12 protein-coding genes and 1 pseudogene are annotated in these 17,345 nt (G+C 60.4%); all 13 read right to left on the bottom strand.

Annotated features, from left to right (window positions below):
• Positions 1–17 precede the first annotated feature (17 nt).
• On the bottom strand, positions 18–1,286 hold the full coding sequence (locus CK911_RS05235) for a hypothetical protein (RefSeq protein WP_098969229.1): 1,269 nt from the start codon (positions 1,284–1,286) through the stop codon (positions 18–20).
• A 106-nt stretch (positions 1,287–1,392) separates the two neighbouring features.
• On the bottom strand, positions 1,393–1,953 hold the full coding sequence (locus tag CK911_RS05240) for a hypothetical protein (RefSeq protein ID WP_098969230.1): 561 nt from the start codon (positions 1,951–1,953) through the stop codon (positions 1,393–1,395).
• A gap of 126 nt (positions 1,954–2,079) precedes the next feature.
• Positions 2,080–3,504, bottom strand: coding sequence for an NAD(P)/FAD-dependent oxidoreductase (locus CK911_RS05245; protein WP_098969231.1), 1,425 nt, complete (start codon positions 3,502–3,504; stop codon positions 2,080–2,082).
• Positions 3,505–3,606: 102 nt separating this feature from the next.
• Entirely contained in the window at positions 3,607–4,446 is an 840-nt protein-coding gene (locus tag CK911_RS05250; protein ID WP_098969232.1) for an FTR1 family protein, read from the bottom strand.
• A complete protein-coding gene (locus tag CK911_RS05255; protein ID WP_172953964.1) occupies positions 4,446–7,466 on the bottom strand; it encodes a YncE family protein in 3,021 nt (1,006 codons plus the stop codon). Before CK911_RS05255 ends, CK911_RS05250 begins: the two co-directional genes overlap by 1 nt.
• A 4-nt stretch (positions 7,467–7,470) precedes the next feature.
• The gene (locus tag CK911_RS05260; RefSeq protein ID WP_098969233.1) at positions 7,471–7,920 is read right to left on the bottom strand and encodes a hypothetical protein; all 450 of its coding nucleotides are present in this window, start codon (positions 7,918–7,920) and stop codon (positions 7,471–7,473) included.
• A gap of 128 nt (positions 7,921–8,048) precedes the next feature.
• Entirely contained in the window at positions 8,049–8,534 is a 486-nt protein-coding gene (locus tag CK911_RS05265; RefSeq protein ID WP_068978476.1) for a YqhA family protein, read from the bottom strand.
• A gap of 221 nt (positions 8,535–8,755) precedes the next feature.
• A complete protein-coding gene (gene guaA, locus CK911_RS05270; protein ID WP_098969234.1) occupies positions 8,756–10,345 on the bottom strand; it encodes a glutamine-hydrolyzing GMP synthase in 1,590 nt (529 codons plus the stop codon).
• 82 nt (positions 10,346–10,427) lie between these two features.
• Positions 10,428–11,891: an IMP dehydrogenase gene (guaB, locus tag CK911_RS05275; RefSeq protein ID WP_042022475.1), complete on the bottom strand. Its 1,464-nt coding sequence runs from the start codon at positions 11,889–11,891 to the stop codon at positions 10,428–10,430.
• Between the two features lie 877 nt (positions 11,892–12,768).
• Complete coding sequence (locus CK911_RS05280; protein ID WP_098969235.1) at positions 12,769–13,323, bottom strand: cytochrome b; 555 nt, start codon at positions 13,321–13,323, stop codon at positions 12,769–12,771.
• 301 nt (positions 13,324–13,624) lie between these two features.
• Positions 13,625–13,827, bottom strand: a pseudogene (locus tag CK911_RS05285) (transposase); the annotation flags it as partial.
• 99 nt (positions 13,828–13,926) lie between these two features.
• Positions 13,927–15,306, bottom strand: coding sequence for an exodeoxyribonuclease VII large subunit (gene xseA / locus CK911_RS05290; protein ID WP_098969236.1), 1,380 nt, complete (start codon positions 15,304–15,306; stop codon positions 13,927–13,929).
• 276 nt (positions 15,307–15,582) lie between these two features.
• Complete coding sequence (locus CK911_RS05295; protein ID WP_098969237.1) at positions 15,583–17,226, bottom strand: hypothetical protein; 1,644 nt, start codon at positions 17,224–17,226, stop codon at positions 15,583–15,585.
• Between the last annotated feature and the right edge of the window lie 119 nt (positions 17,227–17,345).

Consider the following 17,345-nt stretch of genomic DNA (forward strand, 5'->3'; position numbering starts at 1 on the left):
CATTGGTGATTCCACGGTCACCGGTGAGAGGGGATGGCAAGCCAGAGTCCGGGCTCTGCGGCAAAGCGCGGGGCAACCCAGTGCTGCTGCACTGCGGTGGGCATCTCGTTCGCGGCGATGGGGCGACGACTGAGGCGGCAGGCCCCTTGGGTCAGCGCGAGGCTTGCATCCCCCTTGTACCAGCCATCGGTCACCGGTAGGGTCGTGGTCTCCCGCAGCAGCCTCACCCCCCACTGGGTCACCAGCGCAGGGCAGCTTTTTTCTGCCGCCCTGGCCGCCTGTACCATGGCGGGCGGACGGGGCAGGGTGAAGGTCGCTGCGAGCAGCAGCAATCCGGCCACCGCGACCAGCACCTCGCCACGGCGTGGCAGCCAACCTGCCAGCAGCACGATGCCGAGCAGGGTGAGAGGGGCTAGATGGCGGGGGTTGTCGGGATTCTGGCCAAACAGGGTCCAGAGCAGCAGGGCGAGCCAGTAGAGCGTCCAGAGGGAGAATAGGGCGGCAGCTTGGTCTTTTGATCTTGGCCAGAGAGGCTGTGCCAGCAAGACCCCGACAGCCAAGGGCCAAAGCGGGGTGAGCTGATCGTTGAAGGTGTGCGCCCAGCTTAGCATCCGATCGCCGTGGGCCGCCGCCGTGTTGCCCCAGAGGGTAAAGTGGCCGTCGGTAAAGCGTCGCCCCTCGCTGAAATAGGCCCAGCCATCGGCCTGCCAGACAAACAGCAGGCTTATCAGTCCTACCAAGGCGATGGGGAGCACAAACCTGAACCTTGATCCCTGCTGCGCCAGCCCGAGCCACAGGGGCAGCAGCGCCAGCACAAAATAGGAGGGGCGCAGCGCCAGCATAAGGCCCAGTAACAGACCCGCCAGTGCAATTCTGCGCTGCTGCAAGGCCAAGAGCGACCCGAGCCAGGCGGCGAGCGCCGGCCCGTCCGAGAGGCCGGAGAGCGCCAGCGTCGGGGTGAGCGGCAGTGCCAGCACCAGCAACCAAACCGGCGCCAGCAGGCTTGGCCGTTGCCACAATCTCACCGCCAACAAGGCGGCGAGCGGCGCCAGCAAACTGCTACCGAGCAGGCTTGCCCACTGCACCGCGCGGGCTGGATCGTCAACCGCCAGATTGATCAGCCGCGCTAGCCAGATAAAGGCGGGGTAGCCCGGAAAGTGGGGGGAGAACTCCAGCACGCTAAAGCGCGTTACCCCGTGGGCGAAATTGAGGGCATCGTCGGAATCGAGCGCCACCGGGAAGGCCAGCAGCAAGCCGAGCCAGGCCAGTTGCAGCAGGATCAGCAAGTAGGGTCGATTAGCAAAGCGTAATCGGCCGTGGTGAGGTCCCCCTTCTCCCCTTGCGGGAGAAGGGCCGGGGATGAGGGGGGCCGTCGTCCTCAATGAGAGGCCATCAAAGCGGCGCCAGCACGGCCATCAGCGCTTTTTCTGCATCGCTAAAGGCGGTGGCATCGGCGGGCTTGGCACCCACCCCGAATACCCCCGGGTTGCCGATGGCATCGAGCACCCTGGCCAGCGCCTGTTCGGCCGCCTTGCGATCCCCTTCGCTAAGGGAGGGGAGGATCAAATCCAAGAAGCGCTTGCTCTTGACCACCAGCACCTTGGCGGTCTGGTAGTCGCCAAGATTCTGGCTGGCCCCTTCGAGGCGGCGCTCGATCTCCGCCTTGTAGGCGCGGTTGAGCAGGGCAGCGGTGGCGGCGGTATCCTCGGCCTTGATGGCGGCGGCCAGCGGCCCTTGTAGTTCCACCTTGTGGTGCTGCTCCAAATAGGTCAGCTCGTCGGCAATCTCGCTCAAGGTTGCGCTGGCATCCTTGCCGTCAGTGGCGGCGCCAAGCAGCGCTTCGCGGGCGTCGATCAGCGGCTCCTTGCCGGCGGCGGCGTAGGAGTAAGCCTGTGCCTGCCCGCTCAGGGTCAGCAGCAGGGTGAGGGCGAGTAAACCCGGGCGGATGGTCATCCTGTTCTCCTTACTTATGCCAATGGCGCGGCACTCAGGCCACGCTCTGGGTTTCGATCACGGTGTTTTCGTTGCGATGGTTAAAGGTGTTGTGGCGTCTATCTACCGGTTGGACACCGACAATCCTCACGCCACGCTCTGGGTTTCAATCACGGTATTTTCGTTGCGATGATTGAAGATGGCGTGGCGTCTGTCCACCCCGTCGATCACCATGTCGGCGGCCATCATCCCCATCTCCATGGCGGTGTCGGTGAAGATGTAGCGGAATGTCCCCTGACGGCCGGTCATGATGAGGTTACTGATCGGCATCAGCGCCTTGATGGCTTCGTTGCGGCGAGTCTGATAGCCAAGATCCATCAGCGGATAGGCGTATTCGCTGCGGGCTTCGAAGGTCTCATCGCCAAGCTTGGCGGTATCGACTCCAAGGCTGGCGAGATCGGCGGTAACCCGACCGCGCAGATCAGAGAGCGGCGCCTGCCAGGTGGCATCCCCCGGATTGCAGGGGATCTCCAGCATCACCGAGGTCTGGCCCTGGGGCGCCATAAAGGGGCTGCGGCGGCGCGGCTCCTGCAGGCGGGTGGCCAGGATATGGGGATCGGATAGGTACTGCCAGGTGTTGTCTGACAGGTTCTCCTGCTTGAGGGGCATATTGACGAAGCGAAGCGACCGGTAGTGCAGATCGCACGGCAAGCCAAGATGCTGGCAGGTGAGTGGCAGCGGCAGTGTGGAGATCACTTGATCAAATTGCTCGCTCTGCTCAACGTTATCTTGTTTCCAATAAACCCGTTCAATGCGGCCATTAGCCTGCTCAAGGTGGGTGATGGTGGCGCCGGTTTTCAGCAGGGCCCCCTCGGCCACCAGCCGCTCCCCCAGAGTGGTGAAGATCTGGCCGAAGCCATATTTGGGGTAGCGGTACTTGCGGGCATAGGTGCGTACCGAGAGGTTGCCGTTGCGTCTTGGCAGCAGGCGGCGCGCCACGTCTTTGAGGTCGATCAGGCTGATGCGCTGCCCGGCCCAGTCGGCGGAGAGCTGGTCCGGATTGATGCCCCACAGCTTGCCGGTGTAGCCCTCGAAGAACTGGCGATAGAGGGTGCGGCCGAAGTGACTCTGGATCCACTCGGCAAAGCTCGCCTTGGCAAAATCATCCGGCTTCTTGCTAAAGGGCAACAGCAGCAAGTCTTTGACCGCACCGGCCATGAGGGCGAGCGGCGCCGTCTTGAGCAGGTTGGGCAGGTTCAGGGGGTAGTCATAGGTGCGCCCGCCAAAGCGGATCACGCTCTTGCGCTCGGCGTGGAGCAGCTCGTCCCCCATCAGTTCGTCGATAAAGGCGAGCAGCTCGGGGTTCTTGGTGATAAAGCGGTGACCGCCGTAGTCAAAGCGATACTCCCCATCGCGCCCCTTGAAGGTCTGGGTGGCGCACATGCCGCCGACCACCGGCTCCTGCTCGAACAGGGTGACTGCAAAACCGGCGCGGCGCAGGCGCCAGGCGGCCATCAAACCGGCTGGGCCAGCACCCAGCACCGCAATGTGCTTCTTGTTGTTATCGCTCATGACCTATTCCGAAACTGCTTGATAGATAAGAGAACCGCACCAAAGTGCGGCCCCCGAATAGTGTTGTTACCCCGTGCCCTTGTTGCCACTGGGCGAGTTGGCTCAGCCCTTGCCGGTTGCGGCGCTCACCTGCGGGCGGTAGCTGCGCTGCCAGAGGGTAACGAAGATCGCCAGATAGAGGGCCCAGGTCAGCAGCTGCAAGCCAGCGGGTGAGGCATTGTAGCCAAACAGAGCGCGCAGGAAGGTACCAAATACCCCCTGATCGTCGAGAATGTGGCTGATGTCGAACACCGGCGTGGTCCAGAAGGTGATGACGTCCGCCGCCTGCAACATGTTGACGGCAGACGACAACAGGCCTGCGGCGATGATGATGATAAGTAGGCCGGTCCAGCGGAAGAAGGGGGCCAGCGCCACCTTGCGGGTGGAGCGCAGCAGCCCCCACACCAGCACGATGGAGACCAGCAGTCCTGCCAGCGCGCCTATCAGGCCGGATTGCAGATCGACCCCTTGGCCCGAATAGAGCAGGGCGGAGAAGAACAGCACGGTTTCAAACCCTTCGCGCATCACCGCCAGAAAGGCGAGCAGCACTAGCCCAAACAGGTTGCCGCCATCGATGGCCGCATCAATGCGCGCCGTCATGGCTCCCACCTGGGATTTGGCCTGCTTTTGCATCCAGATCGCCATATAGGTGAGCACCAGAGTGGCGAAGATCAGGATCCCCGCCATCAACAGGTGGTTGTAGCGCTCACTCTCGAACTGGCTCACCACCACCTGGAACAGGAAGGCGACGACAAGGGAGGCGACCAGACCCAGCCCCACCCCCAGATAGATGAACTTGTTGTAGCGGCTCGCCCCCAGCTTAGCGAGGTAGGAGAGGCAGATGCCGACCAGCAGGAAGGCTTCCAGCCCCTCGCGAAGGGTAATGAGAAAACTTGCAAACATCAGGATTGAGGCTCCGTAGCGGGCGTGACGGGGAGAGGCTGCAGGGTAAGTTGCAGCCGATTGAGTTGTAGACGCGTGAGCTGCACTATGGGTGGCTCCGGCAAGCTGGGCTCGGCGGCGCGCACCGCATCATTGACCCACTTGGGGTAGGTGCGGAAATTGAGTTTGATATCGGCCTTGAAGGGCCCTTGGGCATCTGCGGGCAGCGGCCAGGCTTCATCGCGCCAGCCATCGGCCGGAATGCGGGTATCTTCCAGCAGCTTGGCGTAACGCCAGAATTTGAGCCCTACCGGTTTGCCCTCGGCATCGCCGAACACTTTTCTAAATAGCCGCGCATCGTCGGGCACAGCGCCATCCACCGGCTGGCCGCTGGCAAGCACTACCTTGCCGGTGGCGTCGGTGACGGTCAGCTCCAGCCAGAGTTCACGGAAATCGGCCACCCCGGTGGGCAGGGCATGGCCCGCGCCGGTATTGGCGACCCGCACCACTAGATGCTGACTATCGGCAGCCTGTTCGATACGGGCGGAGAGGGTAGCGCTGGAGCGCAAGAGCGCCAGGCTCTCCTGTTCAAGGTCTGGATTGCGCAGCCCCACCAGCTGGTGCTGGGCGCCGGTAAAGTTGTGGCGATAGAGCTGCGCTTTCATGGTGCCGTTTTCAGTGGATTGGCCCGCCACCGGTGCGCCGCCATTGCCCGGCTCCGGGTTCATATGGCAGTCGATGCAGGTACGCCGTTTGGCAGGATCCTCCGCATTCGCGAAGCTGGAGTTTTCCCACTCGTCCCAGGTGTTGACGATATTGGCGCCGGTGCCTGGGGCAAACTCGTTGTGGCACGACTTGCACAGGGCGGCGTCGCGGTAGAAATCCTTTTGATAGGAGGCTTTGTGGGCCGCCGGGCGGGCGTTGATCTGCCGCTCGGCCAGCCAGTGCTGGAGGCTGCCGCCCGGGGCATCCTCGAACACATAGCTCTCGCGGTCTTTCAAATTCACGGTAAAGGCGCTGTTGCCGCCCGCATCTTCTACCTTGGTGATGCGATGGCAGAGCACACAGCCGGTCCCTTCCTCAACCACAGGTTCGCCAGCCTTGTGGGTGGCAATCAGCGAGGCGCCACCCTGCTCGAACATGTGGGAGCCCTTGGGCAGATCCATCTGGCCGGTCATCACCTGCTGGGGCATATGGCAGCCCTGACACCACTGGCCGAACGCTTCCCCTTCGGTTTCGCGGGCCAGCGCCTGCACCACCTTGTAGTAGGGGTGGGAGCTGCCCATCAGTCGGTGGTTGCTCTCGCTCCAATCCTTGAACGCTTGGCTGTGGCAGTTCTGGCAGGAGGCGGAGTTGAGCCACTCTTTTGGGTGAGTGGTCGGCGCCTTGGCGGGATCCGTGCGCGGGGCATCGAGCCGCAGCCAGTTGGCAAGATAGGGGAGGTTGCCATCGGCGGTGACGAAGGCGTGCAGATCTTCCATCATCGCTTTCACCTCGGGTTGCGGCTTGGCGGGATCAACCGCCTCGGCGCCATCGCGGGTGTCATGGCCCATGCCGCCCTGGGTCTGCTGGGTCATGCGCAGGTATTCGCCGACAAAATCCCCCGCCACCATGTTGGTGAGGTTGGCATGGCCGTTGATGGCGTTGTCGCCGCTCTGCTGGCGATGGGCCGCCATCAGATAGCGGTTGGTGAAGTTGAACCCGTCCAGATGGCAGGAGTTGCAGCTCATCCAGTTGTCCCCCGCCATGGGGAAGCGTGAGTTTGCGGCGGTGTTACCAAGGTTGAACAGCCGCTCGCCGCGCTGAAGCGGCTCGGGGCGGGGATCCGTCTCTACCAGTTTGGCGAAGTGGGGCAGATCGACGGTGACTCGGGCAAACGGGCCGCTGCCGCCGCTATTGAGGCGGGTGAGATCCTGCCCCATAGCGTTGTGCACCAGAATATGGTCGCCATCGATCAGCAGATCCCGCGGATTCTGGCCCGGCAGGTGACGCAAGAGCTGGGTCGCTTTGGCGCCCCCCTGAAACTTCTTGCGGCGATGGCGGTTGTTGTTGGATTTGCCGCTGCGGGAGAGGTCGAACACCAGCAGATCTTCCGAGCCCGCCAGGGTCAGATAAACCCGCTTGCCGTCGGCGGCGAAGCGCGCAGCAAAGGGGTTGGAGACGATCTGGCTGCGGTTGCCGACGCTTGGCAGATTGATCTGCAAAAATAGCTGCTTTCTTTCATCAACCCGTTCTTTCTCTTCATCCAGATCGATGATGGAAACCGCCGGAAAGACGGTGCTCTGAAACTGGAAGGGGTGGCTGAAGCTCCATAGCACGTGGGGCAACCAGGCTTCGCTGCCATCGGGGGAGAGGGCGATGCCATCGAGCAGGCGCGGCAATCCCTGCGAGTCGCTTGCCGTATCGCTGTGGGTCTCGGCCAGGGTAATGAGTGTGGGCTTGGGCAGGATGGTCTCGGGCAGTGAGGAGCCCTTGGCTATGTTGCCAAGTTTGGTGAGATCATAGATGGCGAGCTGGCCGGTCATGGCGTGGGTCAGCAGCAGGCGATCGTCGTCGGTCAAGGCCAGTCCGCGCGGGGTCTCGGCTGTTTTGGTATCCAGCTGAAGGTCGCCTGCGGTGTCGTAGGCTTGCAGGCAACCGGCCTCAAACAGCGTGACCCAGAACCACTGTCGCTTGGGATCGAAGATGACCCCATAGGGACGATGGCCGGTGGGGATCGTCTTTTCCAGATCGAGATCATCATCCAGCAGCAGCAGGCGATCGCCGCTGTAGTCGGTGACCAGCAGGGTGCCGTCGTCAGCGCGGGCCAGCTGGCGCAGATCGCCCCCCAGCTGTACCTCGTTGAGCCGCTTGCCGCTATCGCGCTCAAGCAGGGTGATCGAGCCTGCGTTCAGGTTGGCGGTGACGAGGCGCGGAGCGCTCCCCGCCTCATAGGCGAGCATTCCGGCACCCATTTGCTGGGCAAACGCGAAGGGGCTGGCCAGCAGCAGGACGAGGGCCAGCAGGGGTGACAAACATGCACAGAGAGATGACTTCAACATGGGATCAGGAGCGCCATTTCAAGATGGTCCAGCGCCAGGCGTGGCGCAGCACCAGAGGAGTTAACGCCAAGGCGCTCAGCCAGTGGGCCCAGCTGGCGAGGCTGCCCATGGCATCGCCCGGAGTGCCGTGCAGCACCAGCAGCAGGCCGCTGGCCAGACAGATCAGCAGCAGGGCTTCGATGATGCGCCCCGTGGTGCGCAAAAAGGGTTTGTTGCTGCGGTTCAACAAGCTGCGATGGGAGAGCCAAAAGGCGCCAAACAGCAGCGGGAACAGGGTGAGTGAGAGCATCACATGGAAAAACAGATTCCAGCGAGCCAGCGACCAGAGCGGGGTCAGCGGCTCCCACAGCAGCAGGCCGGAGAAGAACATCAGATAGAGGGTGCCCTCGGCGGCCTGATGGTGATAGGCCAGCCACTGCCAGAACTGTCGGGGTGAGAGGGAAAGGCTTGTCATAAAGGCTCCAACGCCCGGGCGGTGCCGCCCGGGGGGAGCAAGTTTATAACGCAGTAAGGGTAATGAAAAGAGTTATCAATTGTATTGCTGGTGAATCAAGGCTGAACAAGCACAGTGATCAAGCCCGACTATTTATGATCCGCCATCCGTTCGGTTACGGCATAGATGAGTGCGGCGACCGAGAAGGCGAGAAAGACGATGACTGACCACTTCATCTCCACTTCATTGGTGATGCCATCTTCGAGGAAGGCTTTGAGCACCTCTACCCCGGCGATGGTGACCAGCGAGTTGATGACAATGAGCTTGAGGGAGGCAAAGTTGATCTTGCTGAGCCAGTTGTCGCCGATGGCTTCGCGCTGCTCCTGAGTCTGGATAAATTGCACATAGCCGCAGACCGCCACCAGGATCAGCATCTGGGCCACCAGCACAAAGTCCACCAGAGTCAGCACGCCGGTGATGAGGTCCATATAGTGGATCTCGATGATGTTGATGCAGAGCAGATAGAGCTGCATGGCAAACTTCACCATCAGCAGGGCCACGCACACCAGAATGCAGACGTAGAAGGGGAACATCATCAACCGGCTGCCATTGAGCATGAAATTGAATCGACGCATGAGAACTCCGATGTTGGAAAAAGTGTGAGTATGACGTGAACAGCCAGCGAGGGATCACGCTTGTGGCGGCTCATTATGGCGGTAGCATCCTGCTTGCGCCCATAAAAAGTAAACGGGTTACCAATAAAAAGAGGGAGGCATAATGCCTCCCTCACTGTTGAGCCCTGATCCCGCTTGGGGGACTCACATGTTCTTAACTGACCTGGATCAGATTAAGAGGCTTATTCCCACTCGATGGTAGCGGGTGGCTTGCCGGAGATGTCGTACACCACGCGAGAGATACCGCTGATCTCGTTGATGATGCGGTTTGACACATGACCGAGGAAGTCATAGGGCAGATGGGCCCAGTGAGCGGTCATAAAGTCGATGGTCTCAACGGCGCGCAGGGCAATCACCCAGTCATATTTGCGGCCATCGCCCATCACGCCAACGGAGCGCACCGGCAGGAACACCGCAAATGCCTGGCTGACCTGATTGTACAGGTCGGCCTTGCGCAGCTCTTCGATGAAGACGGCATCGGCACGGCGCAGGATATCGCAGTACTCTTTCTTCACTTCACCGAGCACGCGAACACCCAGACCCGGGCCCGGGAACGGATGACGGTAGAGCATGTCGTAGGGCAGGCCCAGCTCCAGACCAACGCGGCGCACTTCATCTTTGAACAGCTCGCGCAACGGCTCGACCAGACCCATCTTCATCTCTGCCGGCAGGCCGCCGACGTTGTGGTGAGACTTGATGACGTGGGCCTTGCCGGTGGCACTGGCGGCAGATTCGATCACATCCGGGTAGATGGTGCCTTGTGCCAGCCAGCGGGCATTTTTCAGCTTCTTGGCTTCGTCGTCGAACACTTCCACGAACACGCGACCGATGATCTTGCGCTTGGCTTCCGGCTCGGCTTCACCAGCCAGGGCAGAGAGGAAGCGCTCTTCAGCGGCAACCTTGATGATGTTGAGACCGAAGTGATCACCGAACATCTCCATCACCTGCTCACCTTCGTTCAGGCGCAGCAGACCGTTGTCAACGAACACACAGGTGAGGCGATCACCGATGGCACGATGCACCAGCATGGCGACCACGGAGGAGTCGACACCACCGGAGAGGCCGAGGATCACCTCATCGTCACCCACCTGCTCGCGGATGCGGGCAACGGCATCGTCGATGATGGTGGCCGGGGTCCAGAGGCATTCACAACCGCAGATATCTTTGACGAAGTGCTCCAGCATGCGGGCACCCTGACGGGTGTGGGTCACTTCCGGGTGGAACTGCACGCCGTAGAAACGCTTGGCTTCATTGGCCATGGCCGCATGGGGGCAGGTCGGGGTGCTGGCGATGGTGGCGAAGTCAGCCGGAATGTCGGTGACCTTGTCACCGTGGCTCATCCACACATCCAGCAGGGCGTTGCCGTTGTCAGCGATGGCATCTTCGATGTTGCGCAGCAGGGCGCTGGTCTTGCCAGAGTCGCCCAGCACTTCCACCTTGGCGTAACCGAATTCACGCTCGGTGGAGGATTGCACCTTGCCACCCAGCTGCTCGGCCATGGTCTGCATGCCGTAGCAGATGCCAAATACCGGTACACCGGCGTTGAACACATACTCGGGGGCGCGCGGGCTGCCCGCTTCGGTCACGGATTCCGGGCCGCCGGAGAGGATGATGCCGTTGGGATTGAATTCGCGGATCTGCGCTTCAGTGACATCCCAAGCCCACAGCTCGCAGTAAACGCCGATTTCACGGACACGGCGGGCGATAAGCTGGGTGTACTGAGAACCGAAATCCAGGATAAGGATACGGTGTTCGTGAATATTTTTAATCATGTTATTCCTGCATCAGGCGGATGTTTAACAAAAATCACGGGGATAAAAACGGTGACAAAACGGGGCCGTAGCCCCGTCTTGATCAGCCCATCCGATAGTTGGGGGCTTCTTTGGTAATGGTCACATCGTGGACGTGGGACTCTTTCATCCCGGCGCCGGAGATGCGCACGAACTCAGCCTTGGTGCGCATGTCGTCGATGGTGGCACAGCCGGTCAAACCCATGGAGGAGCGCAGGCCGCCCATCTGCTGGTGGATGATCTCTTTGAGGCGGCCCTTGTACGGCACGCGACCTTCGATCCCTTCCGGCACCAGCTTGTCAGCGGCGTTATCGGTCTGGAAGTAGCGGTCGCTGGAGCCCTTGGACATGGCGCCCAGGGAGCCCATGCCACGGTAGGATTTGAAGGAGCGACCCTGATAGAGCTCGATTTCGCCCGGCGCTTCTTCAGTACCGGCAAACATGGAGCCCACCATGACGCAGCTGGCGCCAGCGGCGATGGCCTTGGCCACGTCACCAGAGAAACGGATGCCACCATCGGCAATCACCGGAATACCGGTGCCTTCCAACGCTTCAACGGCATCGGAGATTGCGGTGATCTGCGGCACACCCACACCGGTGACGATACGGGTAGTACAGATGGAGCCCGGGCCGATACCGACCTTGACCGCATTGACGCCAGCCGCGACCAGCGCAAGTGCGCCAGAGGCCGTGGCGACGTTGCCACCGATGATCTGCAGCTCAGGATAGGCATCGCGGGTTGCCTTGATGCGGTCCAGCACGCCCTGGGAGTGGCCATGAGAGGAGTCAATCAGCAGCACATCCACACCGGCTTCCACCAGCGCAGCAACGCGCTCTTCGTTACCTGCACCAGCACCCACAGCAGCACCCACCCGCAGACGACCCTTGTCGTCTTTACAGGCGTGCGGCTTGCGCTCGGCTTTCTGGAAGTCTTTAACGGTGATCATGCCCTTGAGTTTGAAGTCGGCGTTCACCACCAGCACTTTTTCGATACGGTGCTTTTGCATCAGGGCAACCACCTCTTCGCGAGGGGCTCCTTCACGCACGGTGACCAGGCGATCTTTCTGGGTCATGATCTGTTCGACGGTCTGGGAGAGATCAATCACGAAGCGCACGTCACGGCCGGTGATGATACCGACCAGCAAGTTGCCTTCGGTCACCACAGGGTAACCGGCGAAGCCGTTCTTGTGGCTCAGCTCCTTGACCTGGGCGATGGTCATGTCAGGGCGTACGGTGACGGGGTCAGAGACCACGCCACTCTCGTACTTCTTGACCTTGCGCACTTCGGCAGCCTGCTGCTCGATGGACATGTTCTTGTGGATAAAGCCGATACCGCCTTCCTGGGCCAGTGCGATAGCCAGACGGGCATCGGTCACTGTGTCCATGGCAGCGGAAATCATAGGGATATTCAAGCTGATAGAGGAGGTCAGCTGGGTACGCAGATCGGCAGTATTGGGAAGAACATCGGAGTGGGCGGGAACCAACAATACATCATCGAAGGTCAACGCTTCTTTGGTAATCCTGAGCATGGCAATATCTCACCGTTGAGGAAGTGGGGGTGTAAAATATTGCCGACGAAGTTTACTGACCGATCGGGTGTTGGTAAAGAAGTTTTTTTGATTTTTTATGGTCTAGCCGCCCTTTAGGTCGCCAACAGGCTAAAAACCCAAGATTATCCCTCCTGAAATGGCCGTTTTGATGCAAAAGAGTGAAGCAGCTGCTGTTTTATACAACATTGACATCGTCAGCAGGCATCCGCTAAACGTGTCCCGCCCCGAGGTCTACGCCATCACATCCCCGGCCATCGGCATGGCACCATCGCCCCAACTGCGCTGGGTTGGCACAGATCCAGGCCACTCAGATGCAGCTTGCTATCGCGGCTGGATGACTGTGCTCAGATCACATTTTCAACCCGTAATTTGACCATAAAACGACCACCTTCAGGTGGTCATACCACCAAAGCACCTCTGACCGGTGATCCGTGGCATTTTTTGGGTTCAGTGGTGGTTCCGTGATACGGGCTGTGCATTTGCCGTCAGGCACATCATCAACCAGATCAACGGTCTGGCAAGCCTGTGCCATCAGCGCTGCCGCCATCTCCCCATAACCCATCAATCGACAGTCACGGCGCACGCCAAGGTCTGTCACTTGTGCAAAAAATGTAAAAATACGCCATTACCGATACTTTTTTGCGTTCAATCGTTTGCGTGAAAATTTACGTTTAACAGTGAGGGCTTGATGTCGTCTCTGACTCGCTGTTCTCGATCGGGGAAATCGATATGTTGCTCATTGATAGCAGTGACGGGTGCTCTGTCTGAAAGGTGGGGATCCCAATTCAGGCCTCTGAAAAATAGAGGTGAAGCTCTACCAATGGATATTTCCAGCCGCAACAGGGATTACCATTTTTTATGATTTTCGACCGACCATCCGCAGCAAGGTGTTATCTCTATCCAGTAGGTGATGTTTTAACGCCCCGACAATATGCACCAGCAACAATGCCAGCATGATATATGGCAAATAGACATGAAGGGTGTGAGCAATATCCCTGATGGACTCACTGTATGGGATCACATTGTCTGGATCATTGAGATCTGGATTCATCGGAATAATAAACCAGCCAAATATCGCAACACCTCGTCCAGCCGCCGCAGAATAACAGAGACCGGAAATCGGGATCAGCAGGGTTGAAATAAGCAATCCCCAGTGGATCGCCCTGGCTGCCAACGCCTCGTACACGGGATATTGGCGCACCGGCGCTGGCCACCCTTTGCCAAGGCGGATCATGGCGCGTGGCAGGATCAAGACCAGTGCAATGACCCCCAGAGGTTTATGCAGGGCGTAGAGACCCCATATTTCAAATTTCACCATCAGATAACCCAGCAGGGTCAAGGCGATTATCAGCAAGGCGACCGACCAGTGCAGCAAACGGGTCGTCAGACTTAACGGGGTTGAGGGATCCATGATCTACTCCAAATAGGGGGTGAGCAAAAGGAATCAAGTCGTGGCGCCCTGAGTATCGAGGGTCATCAACGACATTGAGGCAGGTCGCAAGATGACCCGATGCGGGCAATCGCGAACTATATTGTCTGCCACCATTGTGCCTGCCCAGCGGAGTAGCCGCGTTTCCAATCTTGCTTTTCCCGTGCTGCCCCAGATAAGCCATGCATCCCTTTTCCTCGGCGTGCCGGAATATGCAGGAGCCTCCTGTTTCGCTCCCTCCCTTCTTTGCGCTTCACCAGCACGGCCATATTTCTTGGCTTGTAGTGGCTCGCAGAGTGAGGCAAAAAATTCCTCTGAACATCAGATGGTCTGCGTAGCGCTGGCTACGACAGCGGCTTCGGTGATGGTCGTGGTGAAACCAGTTGTTCATGGCATCGGCATCTATCCAGAAGGTGAGTGCGCCACGGTTAATCAGAGACTGTTGTATTGAGGCCAGTTGGTGATGGGGGGAAGCGATTTTCCCATGATGCAGATTTGAAGGGGGGAGGATCAGATCACCGGCTCCGAGTTCCATTAAAGCGGCATCGATTTGGGAAACGATGCCGCTTTAATGGCTTTTATCGGTTACGGCGCGGACTCCTTGACGATCCCCTCGACCCGCACCTGCAGGCTCCCTTGCGCCAGGGTGGTGAGGAGCTGGTCGCCACTGTTGACCTGATCGGCGCAGCTTATCACTTCACCACGCGCGGTGCGGGTGATGGAGTAACCGCGCCCCAAGGTGGCAAGCGGGCTCACCCCGTCGAGGCGAGCGGTGAGCATGGCGAGGCGGTGGCTAGCAAGGTCTTGGCGCTTGGCAATCAGGGCATGAAGCCGCTCCTCGGCCAGCTGGTGGCGGCGCTTGCCGGCGGCAAGCAATCGCTCCGGGCTCTTGCCCTGCAGGCGCAGTTCTAGATTGGCGAGCCGCCGCTCTCCCTGATGCAACCGCTGGCGCAATAGCTGCTGCAAACGGGTGGAGAGTTCGTCGAGGCGCTGGGACTGTTGCTCCAGTCGCCGTTTCGGATCCTGATGGTCTAGCCGCTTTTGCAGCAGGATGAAATCGTGGCGGGCGGCGGTTTGCTGGCGGCTCATCGCCTGCAGCAGTCGCTGTTTGAGGTGGGCGAGGCGCTGGATGCGGGCCTGATTGTCTGGCGCCACCAGCTCGGCGGCGGCCGACGGGGTAGGGGCGCGCAAGTCGGCGGCAAAGTCGCTGATGGTGACATCCACCTCGTGGCCCACCGCGCTGATAACGGGGATGGCGGAGTGGGCAATGGCGCGCGCCACCGCCTCTTCGTTAAAGCACCAGAGATCTTCGAGCGAGCCGCCGCCGCGCCCGACGATCAGCACATCCACCTCGGCGCGCTGGTTCGCTTTGGCGATCGCCGCGACGATCTGGCTGATGGCGGCGCTCCCTTGCACCTGGGTCGGGTAGATAAAGACCGGCAGATCCGGTGCGCGCCGTTTCAGTACCGTCAGCATATCGTGCAAAGCCGCGCCGGTGGCGGAGGTGATGAGACCCACTGCCCGCGGTTCGCGGGGCAGCGGCCGTTTGCGGCTCTCGTCAAACAACCCCTCGGCGCCGAGACGGCGCTTGAGCTCTTCAAAACGCAGCGCTAACACGCCGTCGCCTGCGGGCTGCATCGATTCGATGATCAGCTGGTAGTCGCCGCGCGGCTCATAGAGAGAGACCCGCGCCTGCACCAGCACCTGCATGCCATCCTGCGGGCGGAAGGACACCCGCCGGTTGTTGCCCTTGAACATGGCGCAGCGCACCTGCGCTGACATGTCCTTGAGGGAGAAGTACCAGTGGCCGGAGCTTGGCATCGCCAGATTGGAGAGCTCGCCAGTCAGCCACACCAGCCCCAGATCTTGCTCCAGGATCATGCGCACGGCGCTGTTGAGGCGGGTGACGGTAAAGACCTGCTGCTCGCGGCCGTTCGCCGCACTGGATGGGGTAAATCGGTTCAATGGCGTACCTGTGGTCTGCCGCGGCGGGTCGCCGAGGGGGAAACAATGGTCGTTATCTTAACCTGAAACAGGGGCGGGGGTTAAGGTGCGTGGGCATGCACTGGGTGCGCTATGTCCTAGGTGCTCGATGTCCCAGATGCGTCATGTACCAAGCGCAGCATGACGGGGGCATTGGCGATGACCAGCGTTGCCGCTGAGCGTGCAGGGTATTGGCATCCTGTGGCTGATCTCGCAGTTTGATCAGGATGCCCGTTTCCCAGATTTATCCCGAGCTTATCAGCGTCGGCGATAGAGACCCGGCTCCACCTCTTCATAGTGGCTGGTCAGGTATTGATAGAAGGCGAGATGGGAGGGGGAGCTGGGTTTTTTAAGCTCCTCGCTCACCCGATCCTGCTTGGCGATGATGAACTTGGGAGTCTGGCGCTGGAGATCGGCCAGCACTCGCTCGCGCACGTCATAGGGCGGATTGACGTTGGCAAAGAAGAGGTAGGCGGACGCTGGCTGGCGATCGGTCCAGAGATAATATTGCGGTTGGATGCCATCGACCCAGATCTTGTCGCTCGGGGTGGTTTCGGCCTTGATGCGATCGATCCGTACCTGCGCGGCCGGATTGAAGGGGCGCCCTTTGAGGGTCCCTTCCCAAGCGTTGTTGATCATCAGCAGCAGCATGGCCAGCGTCGCCAGCCAGGGGGTGGCACTGCGCACATCCCAGGCCCGCCAGAGGGGGATGAGGATCAGCACCGGCAGCGCCCACAGCAGGCTGGTGCCGAGCACCTCGTTGACCCGCTCGAGGGACCACTCCTTGGTGCTCCAGCCAAAGGCGAGTTGCTGGGCCAGCAGCCAGCTGGCGGTGAGCACGACCAGCGAGATGCAGAGCAGGCCGATGGCATCTGCCTGCTGTTCGCTGCGATCCAGCAATACCGCCAGCGGTAGCACCGCCAGTTGCAGATAGAGCACGTCGTAGTGATCGAACACATGGCCGGAGACCGAGTTGGCGATCAGGGTAAACAGCACGCCAAACAGGGTCGCCAGCAGGGCGGGCAGATACCACTCCTGACGGCGGCTCAGCATCAGAATGATGAAGGCGGGCAGCAGCATGATGAGGCCGGTGCGCAGCAGGCCCACCGCACCCACCATGGGGGAGAAGCCGTTGCCGTAGCTCCCTTCGAAGAAGATGTCGAAGGCGTAGTATTTGAAGGCCGCCAGCATATCATGCTGCTGGAAGTAGGCATAAAGCGGGCCGCCAATCAGTGCCAGCCCCAGCAGGCTGGAGATGAGCAGCAGAATGGCGTCACGCCACTTCTCGTGCAGACACCAGTGGCAGAACAGCACCAGATACCAGGCGCCCCAGAAGGCGCCGTTGTTGGTGCGCATCCAGGCGACGATGGCAAAGGTGAGGGCTGCCACCAGCGCGGGCCACCAGCGAAATCCCTTGTCCAGCAGCAGGGTGATAAAGGCCCACTGGGCGATGAGCGCGAGGTGGAAGGTCCAGTCCTCGGTCATGTTGCCGTAGTAGTAACGGGTGCCGTAGAGGGCCAGCACCGCCAGCATGGCGCCGAGGCGCGCCTTGAACGAAAGACCGAGCTGGGCAAAGGCTTGCCAGCTGGCCAGCAGTCCGAGCCAGCAGAGCACCCACTCCAGCGCCCAGATCCCGACAAATCCCCCCAGACCATACCCCACTGCATCAAGGGCGAAGATCATCGGCCCCTTGATGTCGATCATGTCGCGATAGAGCACACCCCCTTCGCTCCACATCTTGCCCATCACCGCGAACAGCGAGGCATCAAAGCCCGGCGCCATGGCATGGAAGAGCGGGTTGCGCAGACAGAAGAGCAGCGCCAGCAGGGCGGTCAGCAGCACGATGGCTGGCTTGATGCCCGGGTTGACGCGAGGAGGGGTGAAACGGATGGAGTGATTCATGAAGTCGCCTGTTCCTGCAGCTGGTCTTGAAAGCGGGCCTATCTTGCCGAGCTAGTGAGTGCGATGCAATGGGGCGGGCCCGTGTGGGGCAAAAATTGTCGAAAAAGCCCGGTTCTTGA

Source organism: Aeromonas sp. CU5 (genome assembly GCF_002586745.1).
Classification (GTDB): domain Bacteria; phylum Pseudomonadota; class Gammaproteobacteria; order Enterobacterales; family Aeromonadaceae; genus Aeromonas; species Aeromonas sobria.

Excerpts from the sequence above, each read along its gene's own strand:
- CK911_RS05240 (WP_098969230.1), bottom strand. The coding sequence starts at position 1,953 with ATGACCATCCGCCCGGGTTTACTCGCCCTCACCCTGCTGCTGACCCTG.
- CK911_RS05245 (WP_098969231.1), bottom strand. The coding sequence starts at position 3,504 with ATGAGCGATAACAACAAGAAGCACATTGCGGTGCTGGGTGCTGGCCCA.
- CK911_RS05250 (WP_098969232.1), bottom strand. The coding sequence starts at position 4,446 with ATGTTTGCAAGTTTTCTCATTACCCTTCGCGAGGGGCTGGAAGCCTTC.
- CK911_RS05255 (WP_172953964.1), bottom strand. The coding sequence starts at position 7,466 with ATGTTGAAGTCATCTCTCTGTGCATGTTTGTCACCCCTGCTGGCCCTC.
- CK911_RS05260 (WP_098969233.1), bottom strand. The coding sequence starts at position 7,920 with ATGACAAGCCTTTCCCTCTCACCCCGACAGTTCTGGCAGTGGCTGGCC.
- CK911_RS05265 (WP_068978476.1), bottom strand. The coding sequence starts at position 8,534 with ATGCGTCGATTCAATTTCATGCTCAATGGCAGCCGGTTGATGATGTTC.
- guaA (WP_098969234.1), bottom strand. The coding sequence starts at position 10,345 with ATGATTAAAAATATTCACGAACACCGTATCCTTATCCTGGATTTCGGT.
- guaB (WP_042022475.1), bottom strand. The coding sequence starts at position 11,891 with ATGCTCAGGATTACCAAAGAAGCGTTGACCTTCGATGATGTATTGTTG.
- CK911_RS05280 (WP_098969235.1), bottom strand. The coding sequence starts at position 13,323 with ATGGATCCCTCAACCCCGTTAAGTCTGACGACCCGTTTGCTGCACTGG.
- CK911_RS05295 (WP_098969237.1), bottom strand. The coding sequence starts at position 17,226 with ATGAATCACTCCATCCGTTTCACCCCTCCTCGCGTCAACCCGGGCATC.